The following is a 25440-nucleotide window of genomic DNA, read 5'->3' as shown; positions in this document are numbered from 1 at the left end:
AAAGCTTCAGGCGCGTAGCCTGCGGGCATGACGACCACGACGTATTCCGATGACGAGGCGCGCTGGGCCGCCGTCCTGGCGCACGATACGGCCGCCGACGGCCTGTTCTGGTACGGCGTGAAGTCCACCGGGATCTACTGCCGTCCGGGCTGCCCGTCGCGCCGACCGAAGCGCGAGAACCTGTCGTTTCACGACTCGCCCGCTGCGGCGGAAGCAGCCGGATTCCGGCCCTGCAAGCGCTGTACGCCAGAGCGCATCGACGCCGGGGTCAGGGTGGTGGCCCACGCGCAGGCACTGATTGACGCGGCACAGACCGCGCCCCAACTGACCGACCTCGCCTCGGCGGTCGGCCTGAGCCCATTTCACCTGCAACGCGTGTTCAAAGCCCGCGTGGGGGTCAGCCCCAAGCAGTACGCGCTCAGGCAACGCACCGAGAAGCTCAAGGAGGCCCTGAAGATGAACACGACCGTCACGACCGCCCTGTACGGCGCGGGCCACGACTCGCCCACCACCGTGTACGCCCCCGCGACCGACCAGCTCGGCATGACGCCCGGCGCCTACGCACGCGGCGGCGCTGGCGTGCGGATTCATCAGACGGTCGCGGACAGCGTTCTGGGGCCGATGCTGGTCGCCGCGACGGAGCGGGGCCTGTGCGCGGTGCGCTTCGGCGAGCCGGAAGCCCTGCGGGCCGAACTGCGCGCCGAGTATCCGAACGCGGAACTGGTCGACGCCGCCGCGCCGCTCATGGCGTACGTCGAGGGCGTGCGGGCGCATCTGGCCGGCCGCGCCCCTTCTCTGGTCACGGACGTGCCCGGCACGGACTTTCAGCGGCGCGTGTGGGCGGCCCTCAGGGAGATTCCGCGCGGCGAGACGCGCACCTACGCACAGCTGGCGGAGATGATCGGGCAACCGGCAGCGGTGCGGGCCGTCGCGCGGGCCTGCGCCACCAACCCGGTGGCGGTGGTCGTGCCCTGCCACCGGATCGTGCCGAAGACGGGCGGCCACGGAGGCTACCGCTGGGGGCCAGAACGCAAGGCGCGGCTGCTGGAGCTGGAACGGGTCTGAGCAGCGTCAGGGCATGCAGGAGGGGCAGAACCGCCGTGTCGGCCCCTCTGCTGTCAGGTGCAGCGCCCGTATCACTCAGCTTTGCGAGGGCCAGTGGTTTTCACGTTCCCTGGTCAATGCCCTGACTGTTCCGGCTGGTAGCGCAGCAGAACCACGCCCCGGTCGAGCGACCGCGATTCCACCAGTTCGAGCGTCAACGCGGCCACACCATCCTCGAACAGCCGCTTTCCAGTGCCCACGACCCTGGGATGCACCAGCAGCTGGAGTTCATCCACGAGTCCTGCCGCCAGCAGGGTCTGCAGCAGGGTGGCGCTGCCGTGCACGAGAATGTCACCCCCGGCCTGCTCCTTGAGCCGGCCGATCTCCTCGGCCACCTCGCCCCGGATGATGGTCGAGTTGTTCCACGTCGCCTGCTCCAGGCCCGACGAGACCACGTATTTCTTCATGCGGTTCAACTGATCGGCCACGCCGTATTCGTTGTTCTTGCACGCGGACCAGCCCGGCGCGAGCATCTCGTAGGTCACCCGGCCCAGCAGGTACGCGTCACTGCCGTGGATGCCTCCCGCGATGATGGCCTGCCTGTCCTCACTGTCGTACGGGAAGTCCCACACGGCCATCTGGGCCGCGTCGAAGATCCCATCCACCGAGACGCGTTCAAGAGCGGTGAGTCTTCGCACAGCTGACCTCCCATCTGCCGTCCTGTCGGGCGGGGATTCAGTTCACGAACATCCCGAGGTCGCTGTCCGCGCCGCTGACCGGCAACCCCAGGTGGTCGTAGGCGTGCGCGGTAGCGACCCGTCCACGCGGCGTGCGCTTGATGAAGCCGAGCTGGATCAGGTACGGCTCGTACACGTCCTCCAGGGTCAGGGCGTCCTCGCTGATGGCCGTGGCGAGGGTGTCCACGCCGACGGGGCCGCCCGCGAAGCGGTGGATCAGGGTCTCCAGGTACTTCTTGTCGCGGTCGTCCAGGCCCGCCGAGTCCAGGCCGAGTTTGTCCAGGGCGCTGTGGGACCGTTCCAAGCTGATGGTGCTCTCGCCGGCCACCTCGGCGTAGTCGCGCACGCGGCGCAGCAGCCGCTTGGCAATTCGCATGGTGCCACGCGAGCGGGCGCCGACTTCCAGGGCGGCCGTCTCGTCCAGCCCGAAGCCCAGCAGGCGGGCGTCGCGCAGGAGGTTGATGGCGATCTCCTCGGGCGTGTAGTACTCGAGGTGCTCGATGATCCCGAAGCGGCTGCGCATGGGCGCGGTGATCAGACCGGGGCGGGTGGTCGCGCCGACCAGCGTGAAGCGCGGAAGCGGCAGTTCGATGGTGCGCGCGGCCGGTCCCTGCCCGAGCACGATGTCGAGCTTGAAGTCCTCCATCGCCGGGTACAGGTGTTCCTCCGCGACGCGGCCCAGGCGGTGGATCTCGTCGATGAACAGCACGTCGCCTTCTTCCAGGCTGTTGGTGAGGATGGCGGCGAGGTCACCGGGTTTCTCGATGGCGGGGCCGCTGGTCACGCGGATGTTCACGCCGAGTTCGGCGGCGATGATGTGCGCTAGGGTGGTCTTGCCCAGGCCGGGCGGGCCGAAGAGCAGGGTGTGGTCGAGGGCTTCCTTGCGCCCACGGGCAGCCTGGAGGTACACGCCCATCTTGTCCTTGAGCTTCTCCTGCCCCACGTACTCGGCCAGGGTTTTGGGACGCAGGGCGGCGTCGAGTCCGGGAGCAGCATCGGTCATGGAGCCAGCATACCGCAACTTAGCTGTGAACGGAACGGGGGCGCATGAATTTGACAGGACACGACAGCCGGCGTACACTGGAACTGTAAGAAATATGACGCTCTGAGTCCTTCCGTTGCCACCCAGTTCCGGCCTGAACCATCACCCGATCCCTGCCTGACACCGGGCCGGACGGGATGGCCTCCGCCCATGCCGCAGCCCACCCCGCGATCCAGCCTGGAGGTTCCTGTATGCCCGAAGCCACCACCCATCCCGCCGGCACCCCCACGTGGTTCGATCTGAGCACCGGCAAGCCCGAGGAAGCCAAAGCCTTCTACACGGCCCTGTTCGGCTGGGAGTTTGAGGACTACGGCCCCGAACTGGGCCACTACCACCGCGCCCGCAAGGACGGCGAGGAGATCGCGGGGATGGTGCCCCAGTCACCGCAGATGCCGGATATGCCCAGCGCGTGGTCCGTGTACTTCGCCAGCGATGACGCGCACGCCGACGCGGCACGCATCCGTGAGCTGGGTGGCAGTGTCCTGGTGGAGCCGATGCAGGTCATGAACCTGGGCCACATGATGGTTGCAACCGACCCGACTGGCGCAGTGTTCGGGCTGTGGCAGCCCATCGACTTCCACGGTTACACCGTGGCCGCCGAGCACGGCGCGCCCGCGTGGCAGGAGGTGCTGACCCGCGACAGCGGCAAGGCCCGCGACTTCTACACCACCCTCTTCCACTCGACCGCCCAGGCCGTGCCCGGCGGCCTGACGTATTACACGCTCAAGCAGGGCGATACCGAGACCGCCGGGATCATGCAGATGGACGAGGGGCACTGGCCCGCCAGCGTACCCCCACACTGGATGACGTACTTCGCCGTGGACGACGTACAGCAAGCCCTGAAGACGGCCGAAGAGCACGGGGGCCGCGTGAACGTCCCGCCCTTCGCCTCGCCATTTGGCACCATCGCCATCCTGGCCGACCCGGACGGCGCGGTCTTCAGCGTGATCCAGCTCTCGCAGCCCGCGTAAACGCTGCAAACGGAGGAGGCCCAGGGGACGCGCTCGCTCCCTGGGCCTCCTCCATGAGCTGATCTGGAGTCTAGGAACTCGAACCCCTGCAGGCTCTGGCCGACAGCCGTACGAACGGAGCTACGACCCGTACTGGCGAATCAGCCCCGGCAGGTCGCGCTCCAGGGTGCCGTCGATCACCGCGCCATTGCCGTACACCCGCACGAAGCGGCCCCTAGTGTCCACAATGCTGACCTGATCGCCGTGCAGCAGTTCGGCCGCCGTGGCACCAACCGGCGCGGCGGCCTTCATTCCTAGCATTCCCGCATGATCCACCGGGGCCGGACGGGTATCGACCAGCCCGACGAACATGGCCTTCGCCGCCGCGTTGACGGCGTCCACACTGCCGGTCAGGCCTGTAAAGGTCGGATCGAACCGGCTCAGGTACGCCCGCACCACGGCAGGGCGATCGTGAACCGGATCGACCGAGATGAACTGCACCTGCATCTTCGCCTGCTGCGCCGCAGTGAGGGTCGCCCAGATGTTCTTCAGGCTCGCCAGCGTGGCCGGGCACACGTCCGGGCAGCGCACGTAGCCGTAGAACACCAGCCGCATCCGCCCGTCCGAGTGGGCCAGCGTGGTCTGCCGCCCCCGGTCATCCAGCAGTGCCACAGCAGGCAGCGGTATGGGCACGTCGAGCGCGTCCCCTCCACTCACGCCGGGGTTCGCCCGCCGGTACAGCAGCAGACCCGCCAGGATCGCGGCCACCGCGAGCAGCACCGCCGTCAGCACCTTCATGCGCGCAGGCTAGGGCACGCGGCGCGGGCGGGGTGTCCCAGAGGAGCAATAGGCAGAAGGGCCAACCGAAGTCAGCCCCTAATTCATGCCTTTATGGTTTCAGACTCCGCCCGCCGGGGCGGCCTGCCCGTTGACGCGAGGTCTACCTCCGCGCCTGGAACCTGGTTTACCAAGCGTAGAAGATCGCCACGATGAACAGCCACACCACGTCCACCAAGTGCCAGTACAGGCTGGCGGGCGTAATGGAACCGTGGTTGTGTTTGTCCATCTTGCCGGTCATGGCCTGGTAGTACGGCAGGGCCACGCCAGTGCCGCCGATCAGGATGTGCAGCCCGTGCAGGCCAACGATGGTGTAGAAGCACGACTCCCACAGGTTCTGGCGCCAGTCGCTTTCGTGGCCGAAGAGGCTGAACTCGTATACCTGGAACAGCATGAACAGCGCGCCCAGGATCAGGGTGACGAACAGGCCGATGCGGAAGCGGGTGAGCTTGCCGTGATGGTTGTCCTGCTCGGCACGGTGGATGACGAAGGAGCTGCTGACCAGGATCAGGGTGTTCAGGGCGGCCAGCCAGATGTTCGGGCGCAGCACGGGCGGCTCGGCATGCCCGCTGATCCGCAGGTACACGTACCCGGCGATCAGCACGCCGAACAGACCGACTTCCGAGATGATGAACCACGCCATGCCCAGGAAGCCGTTGTCGTACTTGGTCAGGAAGTGGTGCTCGGTGGGTTCCTTGTACTCGGGCGTGCCCGCCCACTTGAACAGGCCGTACAGGAACAGCGGAATGCTCAGGTACAGCACGATGCTGGCAAACACGTGGCCGGGGGCCGCGTTGAAGAAGGGCTTGAGGCCATCGACCGGGGAGTAGTTGGTGAACCACCCAAAGCTCAGGCCGTAGCCCATCAGCAGCATGCCCACGGCCGTGATGAAGGGCCCCCAGGAATCCTGCGGCAGGTGGATGGTCTTCGGATCGACCGGGGTGAGGGTGTCGCCATTCTTCTCCCAGTCGTACAGGGGGCGCTCGGTGGGGAAGGTGGTGGGGAAGTCGTGCGCGAAGTTGTACGGCGCGGGCGGGGAGGCCGCCGTCCATTCCAGCGTGAAGCCGCCCCAGGGATTCGCGGAGGCCGTGGCGGGGGCGCGCACGCTCTGCCACATGTTCCACACCCACACGATGCCGCCCGCCAGCAGGGTCAGGGCGCCCAGGGTGGACACGAAGTTCAGTTCGCTCCACGCGAAGTTGCCGTCGGGGTACGTGTAGTAGCGGCGGGGCATGCCGAGCAGGCCCAGGATGTACTGCGGCAGGAAGGTCATCCACGAGCCGACCATGAACAGCCAGAAGTGCCACAGGCCCAGTTTCTCGTTCAGGAAGCGGCCGGTCATCTTGGGCCACCAGTAGTAGATGCCGCCCATGGCCAGGAAGGCCGTGCCGAACATCATGACGTTGTGGAAGTGCGCGACCACGAAGTACGACATGGTCACTTGGTAGTCGAAGGGAATCATGCCCAGCGCCACGCCGGTGATCCCGCCGATCAGGAAGTTGAAGATGAAGCCCACCAGCCAGAAGGTAGGGGTGCGCATCATGATCCGCCCGCCCCACAGCGTGCCGATCAGGTTGAAGATCTTCACGCCGGTCGGGACGGCCACGATCAGCGTGGCGATCATGAACGCGATCTGCCAGCTTTCCGGCAGGCCCACGGCGAACATGTGGTGCACCCACACCAGCAGCGACACCAGCACGATGCCCAGGATCGAGTACACCATCACGCGGTAGCCGAACAGCGGCTTGCGCGCCATGGTCGAGGCGATCTCGGCGCCCATGCCCAGGTACGGCAGCAGCATGACGTACACGGCCGGGTGCGAGTAGAACCAGAAGAACTGCTGGAACATGACGGGCACGCCGCCCCGGCCGGGGTCGAACATGCTCAGGCCCAGCTTGATCTCCAGGAAGGTCACCAGGGCCGCTGCCGTCAGGCCGCCCAGCGAGATCAGCTGCAGGATCGACGTGGCGAAGATGCTCCACGCGAAGATCGGCATCTTCCACAGGCTCATGCCCGGCGCGCGCATGTTCACGACCGTGGCCGCGAAGTTCGCCGAGCCCAGCAGTGACGCGATGCCGTTCAGGGTCAGGGCCACCATCAGCACGGCCACGCCGGTCTGGTTGGCATCCACCGAGAGCGGGTAGTAGAACGTCCAGCCCACGCCGGGTGCGCCGCCGTTCACGAGGCCCAGGATCACCAGGATCAGGCTGAAGATGAACAGCCACACGGCGAAGGTGTTCACGCGCGGCAGGGCCACGTCACGCACCCCGAGTTGCAGCGGCAGGATCCAGTTCCCGAAGCCGAACAGGCCGATGGGAATCAGGAAGAAGAAGATCATCAGCGCGGCGTGCAGGGTCAGCACCTGGTTGTAGCCGTTGCCGACCAGGAAGGTGTTGTTGGGGAACATCAGCTGGATGCGGATCGCGACGGCCAGCAGACCGGCGATGGCGAAGCCCAGGATGCTGGTGCCGATGTACAGCGTGCCGATCTTCTTGTGATCGGTGGTCATCATGTAGTCCTTGATGACCTCCCACACCGAGTGGCGTGGGGCCGACACCTGCTGCGGCTGCGGAGCGTGTTGGATGGTCACTGCGGGCCTCCTGCGGTGTTCGCGCCGATCACGGGCGTGCCCTTCCAGTAGTCCGCGTCTGCGGGGAGCTGGAGGCTGCGCAGGTACGCGGCGATGTCGTCGATTTCAGCGTCGGTCAGGGTGCCACCCTTGATCAGCTTGCCCTGGCTCCGATACTCGCTGCCGTCGTAGGAGGGCATCAGGCTGCCGGGCTTCACGGCGGGGCTGTGCTTGATCCACGCGTGCAGTTCAGCGGCGGCCTTCGGATCGGTCCAGTGGGCCTCGGTCATGGCTTCCCAGATGCCCGCGCCCAGCGTGCGGCGCGTGCCGAAGAAGCTCAGATCCGGGCCGACCGCGCCCGCTGCCGGGGTGCCCTGCACGCGGTGGCAGGACGCGCAGGCAGGAGCAGCCGCGCTGGGCTTGCCCTGCATGAACAGCGCGTAGCCGCGCGCTTCGCTGCTGCCGGGAGCGGGCTCCGGGGCCTTGTAGGCCTGCATGGCGCTGACGGTCGAGTCGTAGCGCGCCTTGTCGAGCACCACGACCTTGTAGCGCATGTTGGCGTGGCTGCCGCCGCACAGCTGCGAGCAGTTGCCCTGGTACGCGCCGGCCCGGTCGGAATCGACCATCCAGACCTTCTTGGTGGCGGGCATGGCAGCGCGCTGACCGCCGATGTTCGGCGCCCAGAAGCCGTGGATGACGTCCCCGCTGGTCACGCTCAGGGTGATCTTCTGCGCGGCGGGCATCAGCATCTCGTTGCCGTTGGTGACGACGCCACCCGCGGCGGCCGTGGCGTCCGGGTACGAGAAGTTCCACCAGAACTGCTTCCCGAGCACGTCGATCTTCGGAGCGCTGGCGTCGACGTTGTTCACCACGGCGAGGCTCTTGACGGCCAGCACGCTCAGACCGAACACGATGATCACGGGCACGACCACCAGCGCCACTTCCAGGCGGTTGTTGCCGTGGAACTGCGCGGGTTCGGCGTCGTGCTTGTCTTCACGGAATTTGTTCACCGTGTAGAACAGCGCGTACGACACGCCGATGAAGATGATGATCGACAGCGCGATGGCCCATAGGCTCATCCACCAGATCTCACGGTTGTAGGCCGAGTGCATGTCCCCGATGGAGAGGGACTGGCGGGCCTGCTGGCAGCCGCTGAGCAGCGCCATGCCCAGCGCGGCGGCGATGGCTCCCGTTCGGCCGGCGCGCCTCCGGGTGCCACGGTGGCGGTCATGGATGGTATTCAACATCACTCCTTTCCTCTTGCCCGCAGTTTAATGCGTCCAGCGGGCGAGCGTGCAGCGTCCGTCCAACCCGGCCGCGCCGTACTCCATCCCATCCCTACCGCTCGTTCAGGCATGATGCCCATACAACACCATGGGCGCCGGGCAAAGTGTCCTGCCCGCCGGGGTCTACCCCAGGTGCGCGAAGAGGATCCGGTCGGCGGCGCCCGCCACGAACAGCAGCGCCAGGTACAGCATGGAGTACAGGTACAGCGGCACGGCCACCCGGCGCTCGACCGTGTGCCCCGCCGCCACGTGCCGGTAGAGCCGCCAGGACAGCACCAGCAGCCACGCACCCAGCGCGGCGGCCAGCACGAAGTACACCGCGCCCACCTCGTGGAAGAAGACCGGCATGACCGACAGCACGACCGTGTAGATCGCGTACAGCCCGATCTGCGCGACCGTCAGCTTCTCGCCGTGCACGACGGGCAGCATGGGAATCCCGACCTCGCGGTACTCCTCCTTGATCATCAGGGCCAGCGCCCAGAAATGCACCGGCGTCCAGAAGAAGATGATGGCGAACAGGAACCACGCGAACAGGTTCAGGTCGCCGGTCACGGCCGCCCAGCCGACCAGCGGCGGGAAGCACCCGGCCGCGCCGCCCAGGACGATGTTGTGCCACGTGCGGCGCTTCAGGAGGGCGGTGTACACGCCCACGTAGGTCACGAAGCCCGCCAAGCTCATCCACGCGGCCAGCGGCGTGGCCCACACCCACAGGGCCACGAAGGACAGCACCTGGAGTGTTCCGCCGAACAGGGCCGCGTCGCGCGTGCCGATAACGCCGCTGGAGGTGGGCCGCTTGGCCGTGCGGGCCATCTTCAGGTCGATGTCGCGGTCGATGATCATGTTGAACACACCCGCCGAGCCCGCCGACATGTACCCGGCGACGCTGACGACCACCAGCAACCACAGGCCCGGCCAGCCGCGCGCGGCCATGAACATGGCCGTAACGGTCGTCCACAGCAGCAGGCTGATCACCTTCGGCTTGGTCAGCGCCAGGTAATCCCGCCAGGTGGCGCGCTCCCGCGCAGTGGACAGCATGACCGTCACGGTATCAGAGGCCGCCGCACGCTCGGAGGCCGTCATGCGCCCACCCGGCCCACCGGCAGGGAACGCCCGCCCTGCACGGTCAGCGCCGTGAGGGCGAAGTACACCAGGGTCAGGGTGCCCAGCCACAGTGCGCACGCCAGCGCCAGGTGAGACAGCTGGATCCACGCGGGCGCGCGCAGCGCCACGTTCAGGAAGCCCAGCGCGATCTGAAGGGCAATCAGGCCCCACACGGCCACGCTCCAGCGTTCCACGCTCGCCGAGGGCCGTGCCCGCCGGAACCAGCCGGCCAGCCATGCCAGGAAGGCACTGACGACGATGGCCAGCATGGGATGAATCACGCGCAGGTTCTGCAATGCGCCCGCCGTGGCCGCGTAATCGTGCTTCACCGTGTCGATGGGCGTGCCGTCGGCCGGCAGGAACAGCAGGTCGCCCAGCGCCGTCACGGCTCCCGCCATGCCCAGGATCAGCAGCAGGATCAGGGCCAGCGCGCTCAGGGTGCCCGCCCGCCCCTGCCCACGCAGCCGCAGCCCCGGCGCGCCGGACGCCCACAGCGCCGTGAGCAGCAGCGCCCCCAGCAGCAGGAAGGTGTTGGCGAGGTGCACGCCCTGCACGAAGCCGCGCGCCGGATCGGTACTGGTGGCGGTCAGGCCCAGCAGCACCTGCACGCCGCCCACCAGCCCCTCCAGGATGATCAGGCCCAGGCTCAGGGCCGCGCCCAGCCGCGCCGGGTGGCCCTGCTGGGTCACGCGGAACGCCAGGATGACCAGGGCGATGGCCAGCAGGCCGCTCGCGCCGCTGGTCAGGCGGTGACTGAACTCGATCAGGGTGTGCAGGGTCGGGCTGGGCGGCAGCACCACGCCGTTGCACAGCGGCCAGTGCGCGCCGCAGCCCGCGCCGGACGTGGTGAGCCGCACGACGGCGCCCCACAGGATCACCAGCACGTTGTACCCCAGCGCCACCCACGCCAGCCGGGACAACCAGAGGCCCGCGCCCGCGCGGGATGCCGTCAGCGTTCCACTCAACTTCCTCACCATCCCTTGCCCTCGCCCGCCGCTCGTGGCGAAGTCCAGCGTTATTTTATGCGCCCTGCTGCCCAGAGGATTGTCCCCCGGCCACGCGCGCTATCGTCTGGCTCAGGGAACGCCGTCTCCTCGGTGGTGGCCCGCGCTCCCCGGAGGCTTACCGTGCGCCGAAGTGAAATCAATGCGGCCCAACGTCAAGCCACGGCCCTGATCGAGGCGTGGCGGTTTGCGCTGCCCTCCTGGGCGACGTGGTCACCCGAGCAGTGGGCGGCCCATCCGCAGGTCGCCGCGTACTGCCGTGCCCGGCAAATGGGTTGGGATGTGACCGATTTCGGCAGTGGGGACTTCCGCTGCCAGGGCCTGCTTCTGTTCGGCGTGCGCAATGGCCGCCTGGGGATGCCCGGCGAGATCACTTACGCCGAGAAGCTCCTGATGATCGGCGAGGGGCAGGTCGCCCCCCTGCACACGCATCACTTCAAGACCGAGGACATCATCAACCGGGGCGGCGGCGTCCTGGTGCTGGAACTGGCCACCGCGACGACCGGTGGCATCAGCGACGCGCCAGTGACGGTGTTCAGTGACGGCCAGGAGCGCACCTTGGCCGCCCTGGAACCGTTGCACCTGCATCCCGGTCAGAGCGTCACGTTGCATCCGGGCACGTACCACCGCTTTTACGCCCTGCCCGGCCACGGCCCGGTCATGGCCGGCGAGGTCAGCGCCGTGAACGACGACCAGACCGACAACCTGTTCCTGGAACCAGCGGAACGCTTTTCCAGCGTGCAGGAGGACGAACCCACCCTGTACCCCCTGTGGAACGAGTTGCCCGCGCCGTCCTGAGCGGGGGGGCCACCTGACCCGACCGGCGCCCCTACACTGACCGGGTTATGGCGGAAACGATCAACCAGTGGTCTGTGATTACCATCGTCCTGAGCGGCGTGGCCCTCTGCGTCGGGGTGTACTTCATCCGCCACGGCAACCGTGAGGCGCACATGCGCGCGATGATCGTCGCCTCCACGCTCGCCACCCTGTTCCTCGTGCTGTACCTGACCCGCCTGGGCCTGGGCTACGAGAAGAAGTACATCGGCCCCAACCGCTGGGCGTACTACGCGCTGCTGATCAGCCACATCATCCTGGCCGCCGCGAACCTGCCGCTCGCGCTGGGCGCGCTGTTCAACGCCTACCGGGGCCTGAAGGCCGCCGGCAACCTCGGCAACATCGACGCGCCCGGTGCCCGCGTGTACTTCAACCGGCACCGCGCGTGGGTGCGCTGGACCGTGCCCGTGTGGCTGTACGTGGCCGTGACCGGCTGGATCATCTACCTGCTGCTGGGCCGCTGGGGCGAGGTCATCAAGGGGGCATGAACGCGCGCGCGGCCACGCCGGGGCCTACACTGCCCCGGTGAGTTCGCCGCCCCAGTCCGCCGCCGTCGCCACGTCCAGCCGTGCCGTCCTGCAACTGCCGGAATTCCGCGCCATGCTGCTGGCCGCCGTGACCAGCACCCTGGCCAGCCGCGCGGTCGCCCTGACGGTCGCGTACCAGCTGTACCAGATCACCAAAAATCCCCTCACGCTGGGCATTCTCGGGCTGGTCGAGGCGATTCCCGCCCTGAGTCTGGCGCTGCTGGGCGGCGTGGTCGCCGACCGCAACGACCGCCGCCGGATTCTGCTGACCACCATGACCGTGGAGGTCGTGTGCGCGGGCCTGTTCGCGCTGTACGCCCCGCACGCCATTCAGACCGGCATCTGGCCGATCCTGGCGCTGATCTTCACGCTGGGCGTGGCGCGCGGCTTCTCCGATCCGGCGCTGCCCGCCTTCCAGGCGCAGGTCGTGCCGCGCGAGCTGCTGCTGCGCGCCAGCGCGTGGCGGTCGAGCGCGTGGCAGGCCGCCGGGATCGCCGGGCCAGCCCTCGGCGGCGTGCTGTACGCCTCCGTCGGCGCGTCGGGCGCGTACGCCTTCGCCTTCGTCCTGTTCGTCGTGTCGCTGGGCTGCGTGCTGACCGTGAAACCCAAACCGCGCCCGCAGTTCACGCCCGGTGAACCCATCTGGGACAGCGTGAAAGCCGGTCTGGCCTTCGTGGTGCAGCGGCAGGTGCTCGTCGGCAGCATGGCCCTGGATCTGTTCTCCGTGCTGTTCGGCGGCGCCGTCGCCCTGCTCCCCATCTTCGCGTCGGACATCCTCGCCGTCGGTCCGAAAGGACTGGGCGTGCTCGTGGCCGCACCGAGCATCGGCGCGCTGCTGGTCATGCTGTACGCCACCCGGCATCCACCGGGCAAGGGCGCAGGCCGCCTGCTCCTGAGTGTCGTCGCCGGGTTCGGCGTGTGCATGCTCGTGTTTGGCCTGTCGCGCAACTTCTACCTGAGTGTGGCTGCGCTGATCGCCGCTGGCGTCTTCGACGGCGTGAGCATGGTCATCCGCAGCGCCACCCTGCAACTGAAGGCCCCGGACCACATGCGCGGGCGCGTGAATGCCGTCAGCGGCATGTTCATCGGGGCCAGTAACGAACTCGGCGCCTTCGAGAGCGGCGTGGCCGCCAAGCTGCTCGGTACCGCCCGCAGTGTGTGGCTGGGCGGGATCGTCACCCTGATCGTAGTAGGCGTGACCGCCTACCTGGCCCCAGAACTCCGCGCGATGGATCTGACGGACGTAGCCGAGGACTGAGGGAAGGGCCGGGCCCCTCTGCTACGCTCCCTGCATGAAACGCAGCATTCCGGAGTTGCAGCACTCCGAGTCGCCGCTGGTGATGGTCACCGCCTACGACTACCCCGGCGGCAAGCACGCGCAGGCCGCGGGCGTAGACCTGATCTTGGTGGGCGATTCCCTGGGCAACGTGGTGCTGGGCTACGACAGCACCGCGCCGGTCACGCTGGGCGACATGATCCACCACGCGCGCGCGGTGCGGCGGGGCGCGCCGGAGACGTTCATGGTGGTGGATCTGCCCTTCGGCACGTACCACACGGGCACGCAGGACGCCATGCGGAACGCCGTGAAGGTGATTCAGGAGACCGGCGCGGACGCCGTGAAGATGGAGGGCGCGACCACCGAGATTCTGCAGGTGGTGGACACCCTGACCCGCAACGGCATTCCCGTGATGGGACACGTGGGCCTGATGCCCCAGACGGCCACCGCCCAGGGCGGCCTGCGCGTGCAGGGCAAGGACGACGACACGGCCCGCCGCACCCTGGAAGGCGCCGTGGCGCTGGAACAGGCGGGGGCCTTCGCGGTGGTGCTGGAGGCCATTCCAGCTCGGCTGGCCAAGTTGATCTCGGAACGGCTGGGCATCCCGACCATCGGCATCGGCGCGGGCATGAACTGTGACGGGCAGGTGCTCGTGACGCACGACCTGCTGGGCGTGTACGAGGGAGAGGACAAGAAGATCGCGCGGCGCTATGCCGAGATCGGCAAGCTGTCGCGCGAGGCCATCGAGCAGTACGCGGCCGACGTGCGCGCCCGGGCCTTCCCGACGAAGGAGAACTCGTTCGTGATGAAGGACGACGTGCTGGGCAAGCTGTACTGAGGGGCGCAGGGCGAGGGCTGAGGTGCAGCGATCCGCGTCCAGTAATTGGCTGCTGAGGCGAGGCGAGCGGAGGGCCGGGAGCCTGAGGCAACCGCTTCCGGCCCAATGCACCGCGTTTTAGGGGTACAGCCCCCGCAGCGCCCGCGCTTCCAGCACGCGCGTGCAGGCGACGATATACACGGCCGTCCGTAGGGTCACGCCGTGCTGTTCCTTGACGGCCCACAGGCTCTGGAAGGCCTCGCTCATGATGCGGTCGAGGCGCTTGTTGATCTCGTCTTCCGTCCAGAAGAAGCTGGAGAAGTCCTGCACCCATTCGAAGTAACTGACGGTCACGCCGCCCGCGTTGGCGAGCACGTCCGGCACCACCGTGATGCCCTTGTCGGCCAGCAGGTCGTCGGCGGCCGGGATGGTGGGGCCGTTGGCACCCTCGACGATGAGGCGGGCCTTGATCCGGTCGGCGTTCACCAGGGTGATCTGTTTTTCCAGCGCGGCGGGGATCAGCACGTCGCAGTCCACGCCCCAGAAGTCGGCGGCAGCGATTTCCTCGCTGCCGGGGAAGTCCGTGATGCGGCCGGTGGCGCGCAGGTGGCTCAACGCCGCGCCGGGGTCGATGCCGGCCTCGCTGTGGATGGTGCCGGTCACGTCCTGGATGGCGACGATCTTCGCGCCGTGTTCATGGAAGATCCGGGCGGCGGCCTCACCGACGTTCCCAAAGCCCTGGATGGCGATCCGCGCGCCCTCCAGTGGCATGCCGAGTTTCTTCATGGCCTCGGAACCGGTCACGAACACGCCGCGCCCGGTGGCGTCGGCGCGGCCCAGGCTGCCACCCAGGCTCACGGGCTTGCCGGTCACGACGCCGGTGGCGGTGCGGCCCACGTTCATGGAGTAGGTGTCCATCATCCACGCCATGGTCTGCGGGCCGGTGTTCACGTCGGGCGCGGGAATGTCCTTGTCCGGCCCGATAATCAGCCCGATCTCGGAGGTGTAGCGCCGCGTGATGCGTTCGAGTTCGCCGGTCGAGTACTGCCGGGGATCGAGGCGGATGCCGCCCTTGCCGCCGCCGTAGGGGAGGTTCACGGCGGCGTTCTTCACGGTCATCCACGCGCTCAGGGCCATCACCTCGGACAGCGTGACGTCCTGGTGGAAGCGCACGCCGCCCTTTGCGGGACCGCGGGACGTGTTGTGCTGCACGCGGTAGCCCTCGAAATGCGCGATCGAGCCGTCGTCGAGGTGCACGGGGATGTCCACGACCAGAATCCGCTTGGGCCGCTTGAGGGTCTCGACCCAGAAGGCCAGTTTGCCCAGGTATGGCGTGACGCGCTCGACCTGCTCCAGGAAGATCTCGTAGGGCCCGATGTTGTTCGGGTCGAGGTAACTGGGCACCTTGTGCGCGCGGGCCGGAGCGGGTGCCTGGGAGGCGGGATCTTGGGTGGCGGTCATTGGGAGACTCCTTGCTGGGAACGAGGGAGCTTGGATGCGGGGTCTTCGCCGGGCAGGGCGGCCGGGCGGTGGCCGTCAGGTCTACTCATGTGCCTGAATCCTGGCGGTCATGGATACACCCCTCGCATCACGGTCGCGTTATTCAGCCGGTTCAGCGCCACGACGTACGAGGCGGTGCGCATGTCCACGTCGCGGGTGCGGGCGAAGGCCATGACCTCATCCACGGCGGCGTTCACGCGCACGTCGATGGCGCTCTCGATCTCCTCTTCGGTCCAGAAGAAGTTGCTGGCGTCCTGCACCCATTCCAGGTAGTTCACGACCACGCCGCCCAGGCTGGCGACGAGATCGGGAATGACGGTCACGCCCTGGCCCCTGAGGAAGCGCTCGGCCTCGGGCAGTACGGCGCGGTTGGTGGCCTCGACCACGTAATCGGCGCGTACGGCGTGGGCATTCCCGGCGTGGATGGCGCCGTAGTCGTACGCGAGCAGCAGCACATCGACATCGAGTTCCGTGAGTTCCTCGGCGCTGATGTCGATCGCGAAGCCCGCCACGCTGCCGGTGCGTTCGCGGTAGGCGGTGAGAGCAGCCAGATCCAGGCCGCCGCTGGCGAAGGTGCCGCCGCCCTGGTCGCTGACGGCGACGATCAGCGCGCCCTGCGCGGCGAGGGTCTGCGCGGCGGTACGGCCGACCGCGCCGAAGCCGTATACGGCGGCGCGGGCGTACTGCAGGCTGCGGCCGTGCTGCTCCAGGATGCGGCCGGTGACCAGGGCGGCGCTGCGGCCACGGGCGTCCTTGCTGCCGTAACTGCCGCCCAGCGGAATGGGTTTGCCGACCACCACGCCGCTGAGGGTCTCGCCGGTGTTCTCGGCGTAGGCGTCGAGAATCCAGGCCATGACCTGTTCGTCGCTGCCGATGTCCGGAGCCAGGATATCCTCGCCAGGGCCGACGAATTCCACGAGTTCGCTGGTGTAGCGCCGCACCAGACCCTGGAGTTCGTGGGCGCTGATGCTGTCGGGATCGACGTCGATGCCGCCCTTCGAGCCGCCCAGCGGCAGGTCGGCCACGGCCGCCTTGAGGGTCATAATGGCGGCCAGCACCTCGCACTCGTGGGCGCTGACGCCGGCCTTGAGGCGCACGCCGCCCATGCTGGGGCCACGGGAGGTGTTGTGCACGCTGCGGTAGGCGCGGAACATGCGCACGCTGCCGTCGTCCATGCGCACCGGGAGGTTCAGGCTGACGGTCCGCCGGGGGTATTTGAAGTACGCGAGGGACTGGTCGGTCACGTCGCAGTGGGGCAGGGCCAGCTGGAGCTGCTCCATGAGGCCCTGCCAGTTGAGTCCTGATGCCCGCATTCGCTGGTCTCCTTCGCGGGCCGCGCCCGGTGGCGCGGCGGGGTGGAATGTGCTGACTTCCGGAGCATACACGCATAGACAACTTGGCCGGGACGTGCAGGCCCCCTCCGGACGGGTGATGCTGGAACCTGGGCCGCCCACATCCTCACCGCACCGGCAGTCGCCGTCAACCCCGCGAAACGCCGATGAGCACGCGGAATATCGGAAGCGATTCCAGCACTCCCCTGACACGCCTTCCGGAACCCGACCTGGCGAATGAAAAGGGCCGTCCGTGTGAACCGGACGGCCTGGGCTCAGCGCAGAGGGCTGCTCAGCGGGCGCGCTCGATCTCGCGCACGGCCAGCCGCTCCAGCTGCTCACGCGCCTCGGAGGGAGCAAAGATGGCCAGCGCGTCCACAGCCAGCGCGGCGCGGCGGCGGATCTCCTCGCGGGTGCGCAGCACGGCCCCTTCCTGCTCGGCCAGCGCCCGCACCCGCTCGACGTCTCCCTCCTGCGCGGCGCGGCGTTCCAGCACCGCGCGCACCTCGGCCCCGTGCGGACCGTCCAGCAGGTACAGCAGCGGCAGGGTGGCCTTGCCCTCGCGCAGGTCGCCGCCCACCGGCTTGCCGATGACGGCCTCGTCGCCCGACAGGTCGAGCAGATCGTCCTGCATCTGGAAGGCCATGCCGTACTCCAGCCCGAACGTCGCCAGCGCCCGCTCATGCTCGGGCGCGGCCCCCAGCAGCAGCGCCGGGCCACGCGCCGCGAGCTCGGCCAGGGCCGCCGTCTTGCCGTGGATGACGTTCAGGTAGTGCTCATGCGTGTACTCCTGGTACGCGGCCACCTGGAACTGTAAGACCTCGCCCTCGCAGATCACGCTGGCCGTCTCGCCGAAGGCGCGGGTCAGCAGCGCGCCGCCCGGCATGCCGGCCAGCAGCATCAGCAGCCGCGAGAGCATGAAATCCCCGCTCATGACGCTCACCACATTCCCGAAGCGCCGGAAGGCCGCCTGATGTCCCCGCCGGGTATCGGCGTCGTCGATCAGGTCGTCGTGCAGCAGCGAGGCGGAGTGCAGCAACTCCACGCACACGCCCAGATCCACGACGTGCGTCCAGTCCAGGCCGTGCGGCGCCGCGCCCAGCAGTTGCGCGGAGGCGTACGTGATCAGCGGCCGGGTGCGCTTGCCACCGGCCGCGACCAGATCCTCACCGATCAGTTCGATGAATTCCACCTTCGAGCGCAGCACGTCCCGAAGCCGCGCTTCGAACGTGATGTCCGGCACGCCGAGGGCCGCCTTGGTGGTCATAGGGGCAGTATAGGAAAGAGCCGGAAGGCAAACGTACCTTGGGCGGCAGACTCGGCCTTCCCCCACTGGAGGGATCATCCGGCCCGGCCGCCTTCTGTCCCTGGCGGGACTTTGTCCCTGCCTGCGCGGGCGCGCGGCATGCTACAACGTCAGGATATGGAAAGCGTCGTTGCCCTCTTCCGCGAATCCACCCAGGCGCAGCAGGCCCTGGAGGCCCTGAAGACCCGCGGGTTCGAACGCGATCACCTGGGCTTCGCCCTGGCCAACGCGGTCGCCGAGGACGATATCGCGCAGGCGACCGGCGTGAGCCCGGAGGCGGGCGCGCCCGGCGGCACCGGCAGCGTCATCAAGGGCGCCATCATCGGCGTGCTGGGCGGTCTGGTCATGACCGTGCCCATCTGGGCGCTGCTGGCCATCGTGCCTGCCACGCGCGTGTATGCCGAGGGCGGCGTGCTGGGCATGCTGTTCGGCGTGATCGGCGGCGCGGCGCTGGGCGGCCTGTTCGGCGCCCTGGCGGGCAGCGACCATGGCGACTACGTGAAGCTGCTGCGCACCATGGGCGTTCCGGCCGCGCAGGCCGAGCGCTTTCAGGCCGCGCTGCGCAGCGGGCACACCCTGGTCATCGCCCGCGATCCCAGCGGCGTGCGCGCCGACGAGGCCCTGAGCCTGATGCGCCGCCACGGGGCCGTGCGCCTGGAGGACGCCATCGGCGGCGGACAGCTCCAGAGCGAACGCACCGGGCACTGAGGCGGGTAGGCCGGATCCGTCGCTCCTTTTCCCGGCCGTGACCACGCCTGCCGTCGACCCCCTCCTGGCCGCCCTGGATCGTTTCCTGGCGGCCTTCGCCGCGCTGGACATGCCGGCCTTTCGCCGCTGCTTCGCACCGGACGCCACGATGTTTCATCCGGACAGTCCGGAGACCGGGAGCCGGGCGCGGGTCGATGGGCGCGTCCAGATCGCGCGCAGTTTCGGGCCAGTGTTCGATGCCGCCAGGCGGGCCGTGGCCGGGCCGCCCTACGTCACGGTCGAGGCTCGCGATGTGCGGGTGCAGCGGCTGGGCTCCGCCGCGGTGGTGACCTTCATCTTCGACCGCCCGGCCAGGAGCGTGGGCCGCCGCACCGTGGTGTTCGAGGAACGGGCCGGCGTGTGGCTGATCGTGCACCTGCACGCCTCGAACACCGCGTGAAGAAGATCTCCGGCAAGCTGCGCCGCGCCTACGGAGCGTTCGGCCAGACCAGCGCGGCTTCCTGAACCTCGGGCCAGCGCACCGGGAGGGTCAGGTCGAGCCCGGCACCCTCCAGCCGCCGGACGGGCACGATGCCCACGCCACTGCCGCACAGCCACGCCCCGGTCAGGCGCCTCAAATCTCTGACCGGCACCGCCCGGTCTACATGCGGGCGCTCCGAGAGGAACGCGGCGCGGGTCACGCCCGGCAGCCCGCCGACCGGACAGATCAACACACCGTCCAGTTCGAGCAGCGGGGACGTGCGGCTGCCGTCCACGACGTGACCGGCCGTGTCGGTGAGCCAGCCCTCGAAGGCGGGTGCTGCCTCCTGCGCGGCCAGCCGGTACGGCAGGTAATTCCCGGTCTTGTGCGCCCCGAGCTGCGGATGCACCTGCACGCCTGTAAGCCGCACGTCGACGCCTTCTGTCGGCCGGGGGCCGGGGCTCAGGGGCCGCTGCGACCAGAACGTGCCGGTGGCCGTGACCGTGAGGCGGAACAGCCCCCACGGCAAGGCATCAAGGTGCGGGAACGCCGCACTTGGCATGGGCAGCCCCAGGAACGCGCAGGTCGCCCGGAGCCGCGCCACGTGGGCGTCCCAGAGCAGCGGGTGGCCGTTCCGGGTGCGGACGGTGGTGAACGCGGACTCGCCGTGCAATCCCGCCGGACTGTCCAGGCCGTCGGGCAGCGGCTTCATGGGCGGGCCTGGGCGCTCAGGCGCAGCCAGTTGCCGAGCAGCGTCCGGCCTGCCGGGCTCAGCACGCTCTCCGGGTGGAACTGCACGCCCCACGCCGGGCGGCCCGGCACGCGCAGCGCCATCACCTCGCCGTCCTGGCTGGTCGCGGTGGTCAGGCCCGGCGGCAGGCCCCGCACGACCAGCGAGTGGTAGCGCCCGAAGGGGGCGCCGGCCGGAACGCCCGCGAAGAGCTCCGTTCCGTCGTGCCGGACGACCTCCGGGCGGCCATGCACCGGTGAAGCGCGCTCGACCCGGCCGCTCAGCACCTGCCCCAGCGCCTGGTGTCCCAGGCATACGCCTAGCAGGGGCACGCCCACCTCCAGACAGTGGCGGGTGAGGGCCAGCGTGTGGCCGCTGGTCTCCGGCGTGCCCGGCCCCGGCCCGACCAGCACCGCGTCCGGGTGTGTGGCGAGCAGCGTCGACAGCTCCTCGTCCTGAGAGCGCACCTCCACCTGTGCGCCGAGCGCGAACAGGTCATGCGCGAGGTTCCACGTGAACGAGTCCCGGTTGTCGAGCAGCAGCACGCGCCCCCCCGGCCGCGCCGCCACGGGCGGGGGGGCCCACGGGCGGCCCGGTACCGGCAGCTCAGGCGGCTGCGCGGGCCGTCCCGGGACGCCGGCCAGGACGCTCAGCAGCGCCTGTGCTTTGTGCACCGTTTCCTGCGCCTCGCGCGCGGGATCGGCGTCGATGACGGTGCCGCCCCCGGCCCGCACCTCGACGGTCCAGCCGTTCGAGGTGCGCGTGAAGGCCGCCGTGCGGATCAGGATGTTGAGATCCACGGCGCGCCCGCTCACGAGGCCCAGCCCGCCCGTGTACCACCCGCGCGGGCCGGGTTCCAGCGCCGCGATGGCCTCCATCACGCGTTCCTTCGGGGCGCCCGTGATCGTGCCGCCCGGAAAGGTCGCGGCCAGCAGGGCGGGCAGGGTCAGGTCGGCCCGCGCCTGCGCCCGCACCACCGAGACGAGATGCATGACGTGGCTGTAGCGTTCGACGAGCATCAGGTCCGGCACCGTGACCGTGCCCGGCGCGGCCACGCGGCCCAGATCGTGCCGCACAAGATCCACCAGCATGGTGTGCTCCGCGATCTCCTTCGCGCTCGCGCGGAGTTCGGTCTCGAGGGTGGCGTCCTCGCCGGGCGTGTCGCCACGGCGCCGCGTTCCCGCGATGGGCCGCGCGTTCAGCTCCCGATCCTTCCAGCTCACCAGCCGCTCCGGACTGCACGACACCACGACCTCGTCCCCCAGGTCAGCGAAGGCCATGAAGGGACTGGGGTTCACGTCCCGCAGGCGCAGGTACGCGGCCAGCGGATCGCCGGTCGCGTGGGCCCGCACGCCGCGCGACAAGTTCACCTGGTACACCTCGCCCGCCCGGATCAGCTCCTGCACGGCCCGCACGCCCGCTCCGTAGTCCACGTCGTCGTGGCCAAAGGGCCCCACGCTCAGTTCAGGCTCGGTACCCACAGGGCCGGACAGCAGGCCTGTCCAGTCCACGTGCCCGTCCCCGACCACCGTGACCGTGCCGGCCACGCGGTCCCACACCAGGCCAGACGGATACAGACCCCACCACATGGCCGCGCCGCGGCCGTCGTGCGTGGCCAGGCCGAAGCTGCGGGCCGCCTCGTACTTCAGGCCCCCCAGCCACGCGGGAAAGTACCCGGACGCGACCGGACGTTCCGGCAGGTGCGTCTGCACGCGAACCGGCCACGCGCTCAGGAACGAGTGCCGGCTGGACGGGGTCAGCGGCCCCAGCGACTCCAGCAGCACCACGCCGGGGGCCTGAGCCGCGCGCAGGCGGCGCAGCACATCGGCGGGCGACGGCACGGGGGCGTTCACGCGCCGGATTCTAGGGCGGGCGCCGGGGTCAGCGGCAATTCCTTACACTTCACCCGGAATTACGCGGTAGACTGCACGGCATGTGGGTGTCCACCAAAGCCCAGTACGGCCTGCGCGCCCTGATCGAGATCGGACGCCATGATGGTCTGCCTGTGCCGCTCAAGGACGTCTCGGAGCGCCAGGGCATCAGCCAGCACTACCTGGAGCAGATCGCCAGCAACCTGCGCCGCGCGGGCTTCATCAAGAGTATCCGCGGCGCGCACGGCGGCTACCGCCTGGCCCGGCCCGCCCGCGAGATCAACGCCTACGACGTGGTCACCGCGATGGAAGGCTCGATCGCCCCGGTGTCCTGCGTCGAGGACGACCACGCCTGCGAGAGCCAGAACGTGTGCGGCACCCAGGGCCTGTGGCAGCGCGTGGATACCGCGCTGCGCGACGTGCTGGGCGGCACCACCCTGGCCGACCTGATCGCCGAGAGCGAAGTGCAGCAGCACGCGCGGCTGGTGCAGCTCGAACCCATGTTCACGCCCGCCTGAGCGGGCGGTCACACTCCACCTATCCTGAGGGGTGATGTACGCCTCGCTCGTCAAGCCCCTGCTGTTCCGCCTGGACGCGGAACGCGCCCATCACCTGACGCTGGACGCCCTGGAACTCGCGTCCCGTCTGCCCGGCTGGCCCAGTGTGGCCCGCGCCGTGACCTCCCCGGCCGATGCCCGGCTGGCGCAGACGCTGTGGGGGCAGGCGTTCGCGTCGCCGGTGGGCCTCGCGGCGGGACTCGACAAGAACGGTGTAGCCGTCCCGGCCTTCGGAGCGCTGGGCTTCGGATTCCTGGAGGTCGGCACCGTCACGCCCCGGCCGCAACCCGGTAACGACCGGCCGCGCCTGTTCCGCCTGCCCAGCGACGAAGCGCTGATCAACCGCATGGGCTTCAACAACGCGGGCGCCGGAGCGCTGCACGACCGGCTGGCCACCCTTCCCGCTCGGCCCGTACCCGTCTGGGCGAATATCGGCAAGAACAAGGTCACGGCCAACGAGGAAGCCACAGAGGATTACCTGACGTGTGTGCGGGCGTTGCAGGACGTGACGGACGCCTTCGTGGTGAACGTCAGCAGTCCGAACACGCCGGGCCTGCGCGCGCTCCAGGCGGCCGACGACCTCGCGGCCCTGCTGCGCGCCGTGGTGGCCGAGGTGGAGGCTGGACGCGTCCGGACGCTGCGCCGCCCGCCGGTGCTGGTCAAACTCGCGCCGGACCTGCACCCCACCGACTTCGAGGCGAGCGTGCAGGCCGCGCAGGACGCGGGCGCGCAGGGCGTCATCGTCAGCAACACCACCCTGAGTCGCGACGGGCTGACCCACGTGAACCGCGAGCAGGCGGGCGGCCTGAGCGGCCGGCCCCTGACGCGGCGCTCGACCGAACTTGTCCGCGACGCCTACCGGATCACGCGCGGCCGGATACCGCTGGTGGGTGTGGGCGGCATCTTCGGTGCGCAGGACGCCTACGACAAGCTGCGCGCGGGCGCGAATCTGGTCGAGGTGTACTCCGCCCTGATCTACCGCGGGCCGGGGCTGGTGCGTGAGCTGAACCGGGGTCTCGCGGCCCTGCTGGAGCGTGACGGCGTGGCGAACGTAACCGAGGTGGTCGGTGCAGATGCATGATGTGCGTCGCCTGCGGGTGCCCGGGCGTGCTAAGCAAAGGCACATGAAGCTCCTTGCACTGCCCCTGCTGGTTCTGACTCTCGCTGGATGTTCGACCACCACCACGTCCGCCCCGTATGACGCGTCCGGCACATGGCAACTGGAGGGCAAGAGCGCCACCCAGACCTCTTGGACCGGCGGGACCATCCTGCACCTCACGCAGGCCTCGGACGGCTCCTTGACCGGCACCGCCACAAGCACAGACGGCTCCATCAACAATACGGTCACCGGACAGGTCTCGACGGGCCAGTTGACCCTGCATGGCGGCGGGGAACTCTTCGAGATGACCGGCACCTTCAAGGGGAACTCCTACGCAGGGACATACACCTATGGTGTCTACGATTCCGGTTCCGTCCGTATGACCCGCTGACCTCAACTGGGCATCAGGCCTGCTCATCAGCGCGTGATAAGCCGTGGGGATGAAGCGGCTCCTGATTCCCATTCTGGGCCTGACCCTGGCGGCCTGCTCCAGTGGGGCACCCACCTTCACCTACGATGCCTCGGGCACGTGGCGGGTCGAGCGCCGCCCGGCGTCCGGAACGGCCTTTCAGGAAGCGGGCACCGTGCAGCTCACGCAGGAGGAGGGCGCCCGGCTGACCGGCACCCTGGACAGCGCCGACGGCCTCACCCACGCCCCGGTGGAGGGCAACGCCATGACCGGCATGCTGACGGTCACCAGCAGCAGCGACGTCCTGAAGATCACGGGCACGTTCAGCGGGAATACCTATACGGGCACCTACTCCGCCAGCACAGGTGCTTCTGGCACGGTGGATTCCGTCACCTGGCGGATGACACGCTGAAGCTCCCGCACGGCTGGCCCTGCTAGCCTGAGTCCATGAAGATCCTGGTGGTGGGCGGGGCTGGGTACATCGGGTCGCACACGGTGCGGCAATTGCGGGCGGCAGGGCACGAGGTGGTGGTGCTGGACAACCTCTCGAGCGGACACCCGGAGGCCTTGCCAGCCGACGTGGAACTCGTGCGCGCCGACCTGCTGGACGCAGCGGCCGTGAAGGACACCCTGATCCGCACGCAGCCGGACGCCGTGATCCACTTCGCCGCACTGATCGAGGTGGGCGAGAGCATGCGCGCCCCTGCCCGCTACTACCGCAACAACGTGGTCGGCAGCCTGAACCTGCTGCAGGGCATCGTGGACACCCGCAAGATCCCGCTGGTGTTCAGCAGCACGGCGGCCGTGTACGGCACGACCGACAACGTGCCGATTCCCGAGAACGCCGCCATGCAGCCCGAGAGCGTGTACGGCGAGACGAAGCTGATGACCGAACGCATGATCCACGCGTTCCACACGGCGCACGGCCTGCCGTACACGATCCTGCGGTACTTCAACGTGTGCGGCGCGTCACCTGCCGGGGACATCGGGGAAGCGCACGCGAACCAGACGCACCTGATCGAACTGGCGTGCCTGACCGCGCTGGGCCAGCGCGAGAAGATGATGATCTTCGGCGAGGACTACCCCACCCCGGATGGCACCTGCATCCGCGACTACGTGCACGTGCAGGACCTCGCGGACGCACATGTGCTGGCCGTCGAGGCGCTCGGGGCCGGGCAGCAGGACGCCGCCACGTACAACGTCGGCCTGGGCCACGGCTTCTCGGTGAAGCAGGTGCTGGACGCCGTGGACGCCGTGACGGGCACGCCCCTGACGCGCGAGATTGCGCCGCGCCGCGCCGGTGATCCCCCGCGCCTGGTGGCCGACGCCACGAAGATCGTGCAGGAGCTGGGCTTCTCACCGCAGTTCACGGATCTCCAGGAGATCGTGCAGACCGCCTGGAAGTGGCACCAATCCCACCCGCACGGCTTCAAGCGGTAGGGCTT

25 protein-coding genes are annotated in these 25440 nt (G+C 68.9%); 13 read left to right on the top strand and 12 right to left on the bottom strand.

Annotated elements, in window-relative coordinates; genetic code table 11:
* Positions 1 to 27: 27 nt before the first annotated feature.
* On the top strand, positions 28 to 1065 hold the full coding sequence (ada, locus tag E7T09_RS18285) for a bifunctional DNA-binding transcriptional regulator/O6-methylguanine-DNA methyltransferase Ada (protein ID WP_136390633.1): 1038 nt from the start codon (positions 28 to 30) through the stop codon (positions 1063 to 1065).
* Between the two features lie 113 nt (positions 1066 to 1178).
* Here the strand turns inward: ada and E7T09_RS18280 are convergent, their stop codons facing one another.
* Positions 1179 to 1742, bottom strand: coding sequence for a dihydrofolate reductase family protein (locus E7T09_RS18280; RefSeq protein WP_136390632.1), 564 nt, complete (start codon positions 1740 to 1742; stop codon positions 1179 to 1181).
* Positions 1743 to 1779: 37 nt separating this feature from the next.
* Positions 1780 to 2784, bottom strand: a complete 1005-nt coding sequence (gene ruvB, locus E7T09_RS18275; RefSeq protein ID WP_136390631.1) for a Holliday junction branch migration DNA helicase RuvB — start codon at positions 2782 to 2784, stop codon at positions 1780 to 1782.
* A 230-nt stretch (positions 2785 to 3014) separates the two neighbouring features.
* On the opposite strand from ruvB, the gene E7T09_RS18270 reads away from it, so the two are divergent.
* Positions 3015 to 3794, top strand: a complete 780-nt coding sequence (locus E7T09_RS18270; RefSeq protein ID WP_168734936.1) for a VOC family protein — start codon at positions 3015 to 3017, stop codon at positions 3792 to 3794.
* Positions 3795 to 3914: 120 nt separating this feature from the next.
* On the opposite strand, the gene E7T09_RS18265 is transcribed toward E7T09_RS18270, so the two are convergent.
* From E7T09_RS18265 to E7T09_RS18245, 5 genes are all read right to left on the bottom strand, one after another.
* Positions 3915 to 4571: an SCO family protein gene (locus tag E7T09_RS18265; RefSeq protein WP_136390629.1), complete on the bottom strand. Its 657-nt coding sequence runs from the start codon at positions 4569 to 4571 to the stop codon at positions 3915 to 3917.
* A 166-nt stretch (positions 4572 to 4737) separates the two neighbouring features.
* The gene (locus tag E7T09_RS18260) at positions 4738 to 7200 is read right to left on the bottom strand and encodes a cbb3-type cytochrome c oxidase subunit I (protein WP_136390628.1); all 2463 of its coding nucleotides are present in this window, start codon (positions 7198 to 7200) and stop codon (positions 4738 to 4740) included.
* A complete protein-coding gene (gene coxB, locus E7T09_RS18255; protein WP_136390627.1) occupies positions 7197 to 8426 on the bottom strand; it encodes a cytochrome c oxidase subunit II in 1230 nt (409 codons plus the stop codon). Before coxB ends, E7T09_RS18260 begins: the two co-directional genes overlap by 4 nt.
* A gap of 162 nt (positions 8427 to 8588) precedes the next feature.
* Entirely contained in the window at positions 8589 to 9500 is a 912-nt protein-coding gene (locus E7T09_RS18250; protein ID WP_136390626.1) for a heme o synthase, read from the bottom strand.
* 41 nt (positions 9501 to 9541) lie between these two features.
* On the bottom strand, positions 9542 to 10531 hold the full coding sequence (locus E7T09_RS18245; protein ID WP_240741886.1) for a heme A synthase: 990 nt from the start codon (positions 10529 to 10531) through the stop codon (positions 9542 to 9544).
* 162 nt (positions 10532 to 10693) lie between these two features.
* Between E7T09_RS18245 and E7T09_RS18240 the strand changes: the two genes are divergently transcribed.
* Genes E7T09_RS18240 through panB form a run of 4 tightly spaced genes read left to right on the top strand, consistent with a single transcriptional unit; the run spans position 10694 to position 14045 of the window.
* Positions 10694 to 11368 (top strand): D-lyxose/D-mannose family sugar isomerase, encoded by a 675-nt coding sequence (locus E7T09_RS18240; RefSeq protein WP_136390624.1) that lies wholly within the window; start codon positions 10694 to 10696, stop codon positions 11366 to 11368.
* A gap of 47 nt (positions 11369 to 11415) precedes the next feature.
* The gene (locus E7T09_RS18235; protein ID WP_136390623.1) at positions 11416 to 11892 is read left to right on the top strand and encodes a DUF420 domain-containing protein; all 477 of its coding nucleotides are present in this window, start codon (positions 11416 to 11418) and stop codon (positions 11890 to 11892) included.
* A 37-nt stretch (positions 11893 to 11929) separates the two neighbouring features.
* Complete coding sequence (locus E7T09_RS18230) at positions 11930 to 13189, top strand: MFS transporter (RefSeq protein ID WP_240741885.1); 1260 nt, start codon at positions 11930 to 11932, stop codon at positions 13187 to 13189.
* A gap of 34 nt (positions 13190 to 13223) precedes the next feature.
* Positions 13224 to 14045, top strand: coding sequence for a 3-methyl-2-oxobutanoate hydroxymethyltransferase (gene panB, locus E7T09_RS18225; protein ID WP_136390622.1), 822 nt, complete (start codon positions 13224 to 13226; stop codon positions 14043 to 14045).
* Positions 14046 to 14162: 117 nt separating this feature from the next.
* Here the strand turns inward: panB and E7T09_RS18220 are convergent, their stop codons facing one another.
* The 3 genes from E7T09_RS18220 to E7T09_RS18210 form a co-directional block, all read right to left on the bottom strand.
* A complete protein-coding gene (locus tag E7T09_RS18220; protein ID WP_136390621.1) occupies positions 14163 to 15485 on the bottom strand; it encodes a Glu/Leu/Phe/Val dehydrogenase in 1323 nt (440 codons plus the stop codon).
* 107 nt (positions 15486 to 15592) lie between these two features.
* On the bottom strand, positions 15593 to 16837 hold the full coding sequence (locus E7T09_RS18215) for a Glu/Leu/Phe/Val dehydrogenase (RefSeq protein ID WP_136390620.1): 1245 nt from the start codon (positions 16835 to 16837) through the stop codon (positions 15593 to 15595).
* A 310-nt stretch (positions 16838 to 17147) separates the two neighbouring features.
* A complete protein-coding gene (locus tag E7T09_RS18210; RefSeq protein WP_136390619.1) occupies positions 17148 to 18122 on the bottom strand; it encodes a polyprenyl synthetase family protein in 975 nt (324 codons plus the stop codon).
* 156 nt (positions 18123 to 18278) lie between these two features.
* Here E7T09_RS18210 and E7T09_RS18205 point away from each other — a divergent pair, with 156 nt between their 5' ends.
* On the top strand, positions 18279 to 18869 hold the full coding sequence (locus E7T09_RS18205; RefSeq protein WP_136390618.1) for a hypothetical protein: 591 nt from the start codon (positions 18279 to 18281) through the stop codon (positions 18867 to 18869).
* 37 nt (positions 18870 to 18906) lie between these two features.
* On the top strand, positions 18907 to 19308 hold the full coding sequence (locus E7T09_RS18200) for a nuclear transport factor 2 family protein (protein ID WP_136390617.1): 402 nt from the start codon (positions 18907 to 18909) through the stop codon (positions 19306 to 19308).
* 28 nt (positions 19309 to 19336) lie between these two features.
* Here the strand turns inward: E7T09_RS18200 and E7T09_RS18195 are convergent, their stop codons facing one another.
* Both E7T09_RS18195 and E7T09_RS18190 read right to left on the bottom strand, forming a co-directional pair.
* On the bottom strand, positions 19337 to 20041 hold the full coding sequence (locus E7T09_RS18195; RefSeq protein WP_136390616.1) for an aminotransferase class IV: 705 nt from the start codon (positions 20039 to 20041) through the stop codon (positions 19337 to 19339).
* Positions 20038 to 21912: a chorismate-binding protein gene (locus tag E7T09_RS18190; RefSeq protein ID WP_370294071.1), complete on the bottom strand. Its 1875-nt coding sequence runs from the start codon at positions 21910 to 21912 to the stop codon at positions 20038 to 20040. Before E7T09_RS18190 ends, E7T09_RS18195 begins: the two co-directional genes overlap by 4 nt.
* A gap of 80 nt (positions 21913 to 21992) precedes the next feature.
* On the opposite strand from E7T09_RS18190, the gene E7T09_RS18185 reads away from it, so the two are divergent.
* The 5 genes from E7T09_RS18185 to galE are packed head-to-tail and all read left to right on the top strand — an operon-like array spanning position 21993 to position 25435.
* Positions 21993 to 22448 carry an Rrf2 family transcriptional regulator gene (locus E7T09_RS18185; protein ID WP_136390615.1) on the top strand — a complete coding sequence of 152 codons (456 nt, stop codon included), beginning with the start codon at positions 21993 to 21995 and terminating at the stop codon, positions 22446 to 22448.
* Positions 22449 to 22482: 34 nt separating this feature from the next.
* On the top strand, positions 22483 to 23568 hold the full coding sequence (locus E7T09_RS18180; RefSeq protein ID WP_136390614.1) for a quinone-dependent dihydroorotate dehydrogenase: 1086 nt from the start codon (positions 22483 to 22485) through the stop codon (positions 23566 to 23568).
* Between the two features lie 43 nt (positions 23569 to 23611).
* Positions 23612 to 23977 carry a hypothetical protein gene (locus E7T09_RS18175; protein WP_136390613.1) on the top strand — a complete coding sequence of 122 codons (366 nt, stop codon included), beginning with the start codon at positions 23612 to 23614 and terminating at the stop codon, positions 23975 to 23977.
* Between the two features lie 49 nt (positions 23978 to 24026).
* Positions 24027 to 24407: a hypothetical protein gene (locus E7T09_RS18170; RefSeq protein WP_136390612.1), complete on the top strand. Its 381-nt coding sequence runs from the start codon at positions 24027 to 24029 to the stop codon at positions 24405 to 24407.
* 35 nt (positions 24408 to 24442) lie between these two features.
* A complete protein-coding gene (gene galE, locus E7T09_RS18165) occupies positions 24443 to 25435 on the top strand; it encodes a UDP-glucose 4-epimerase GalE (protein WP_136390611.1) in 993 nt (330 codons plus the stop codon).
* Positions 25436 to 25440: the final 5 nt, after the last annotated feature.

It is taken from the genome of Deinococcus sp. KSM4-11, assembly GCF_004801415.1.
Taxonomy (GTDB): Bacteria; Deinococcota; Deinococci; order Deinococcales; family Deinococcaceae; genus Deinococcus.
Note: the sequence above shows the minus strand (reverse complement) of the source record. Positions and strands in the feature narration are given on the sequence as shown.

Bases quoted from the DNA above. Each gene is read 5' to 3' on its own strand.
- E7T09_RS18175 (WP_136390613.1), top strand. From the start codon at position 23,612: ATGAAGCTCCTTGCACTGCCCCTGCTGGTTCTGACTCTCGCTGGATGT.
- E7T09_RS18250 (WP_136390626.1), bottom strand. From the start codon at position 9,500: ATGCTGTCCACTGCGCGGGAGCGCGCCACCTGGCGGGATTACCTGGCG.
- E7T09_RS18195 (WP_136390616.1), bottom strand. From the start codon at position 20,041: ATGAAGCCGCTGCCCGACGGCCTGGACAGTCCGGCGGGATTGCACGGC.
- E7T09_RS18220 (WP_136390621.1), bottom strand. From the start codon at position 15,485: ATGACCGCCACCCAAGATCCCGCCTCCCAGGCACCCGCTCCGGCCCGC.
- E7T09_RS18205 (WP_136390618.1), top strand. From the start codon at position 18,279: ATGGAAAGCGTCGTTGCCCTCTTCCGCGAATCCACCCAGGCGCAGCAG.
- E7T09_RS18185 (WP_136390615.1), top strand. From the start codon at position 21,993: ATGTGGGTGTCCACCAAAGCCCAGTACGGCCTGCGCGCCCTGATCGAG.
- ada (WP_136390633.1), top strand. From the start codon at position 28: ATGACGACCACGACGTATTCCGATGACGAGGCGCGCTGGGCCGCCGTC.
- coxB (WP_136390627.1), bottom strand. From the start codon at position 8,426: ATGTTGAATACCATCCATGACCGCCACCGTGGCACCCGGAGGCGCGCC.
- E7T09_RS18170 (WP_136390612.1), top strand. From the start codon at position 24,027: ATGAAGCGGCTCCTGATTCCCATTCTGGGCCTGACCCTGGCGGCCTGC.
- E7T09_RS18210 (WP_136390619.1), bottom strand. From the start codon at position 18,122: ATGACCACCAAGGCGGCCCTCGGCGTGCCGGACATCACGTTCGAAGCG.
- ruvB (WP_136390631.1), bottom strand. From the start codon at position 2,784: ATGACCGATGCTGCTCCCGGACTCGACGCCGCCCTGCGTCCCAAAACC.
- E7T09_RS18180 (WP_136390614.1), top strand. From the start codon at position 22,483: ATGTACGCCTCGCTCGTCAAGCCCCTGCTGTTCCGCCTGGACGCGGAA.
- E7T09_RS18235 (WP_136390623.1), top strand. From the start codon at position 11,416: ATGGCGGAAACGATCAACCAGTGGTCTGTGATTACCATCGTCCTGAGC.
- E7T09_RS18270 (WP_168734936.1), top strand. From the start codon at position 3,015: ATGCCCGAAGCCACCACCCATCCCGCCGGCACCCCCACGTGGTTCGAT.
- E7T09_RS18265 (WP_136390629.1), bottom strand. From the start codon at position 4,571: ATGAAGGTGCTGACGGCGGTGCTGCTCGCGGTGGCCGCGATCCTGGCG.
- E7T09_RS18215 (WP_136390620.1), bottom strand. From the start codon at position 16,837: ATGCGGGCATCAGGACTCAACTGGCAGGGCCTCATGGAGCAGCTCCAG.
- panB (WP_136390622.1), top strand. From the start codon at position 13,224: ATGAAACGCAGCATTCCGGAGTTGCAGCACTCCGAGTCGCCGCTGGTG.
- galE (WP_136390611.1), top strand. From the start codon at position 24,443: ATGAAGATCCTGGTGGTGGGCGGGGCTGGGTACATCGGGTCGCACACG.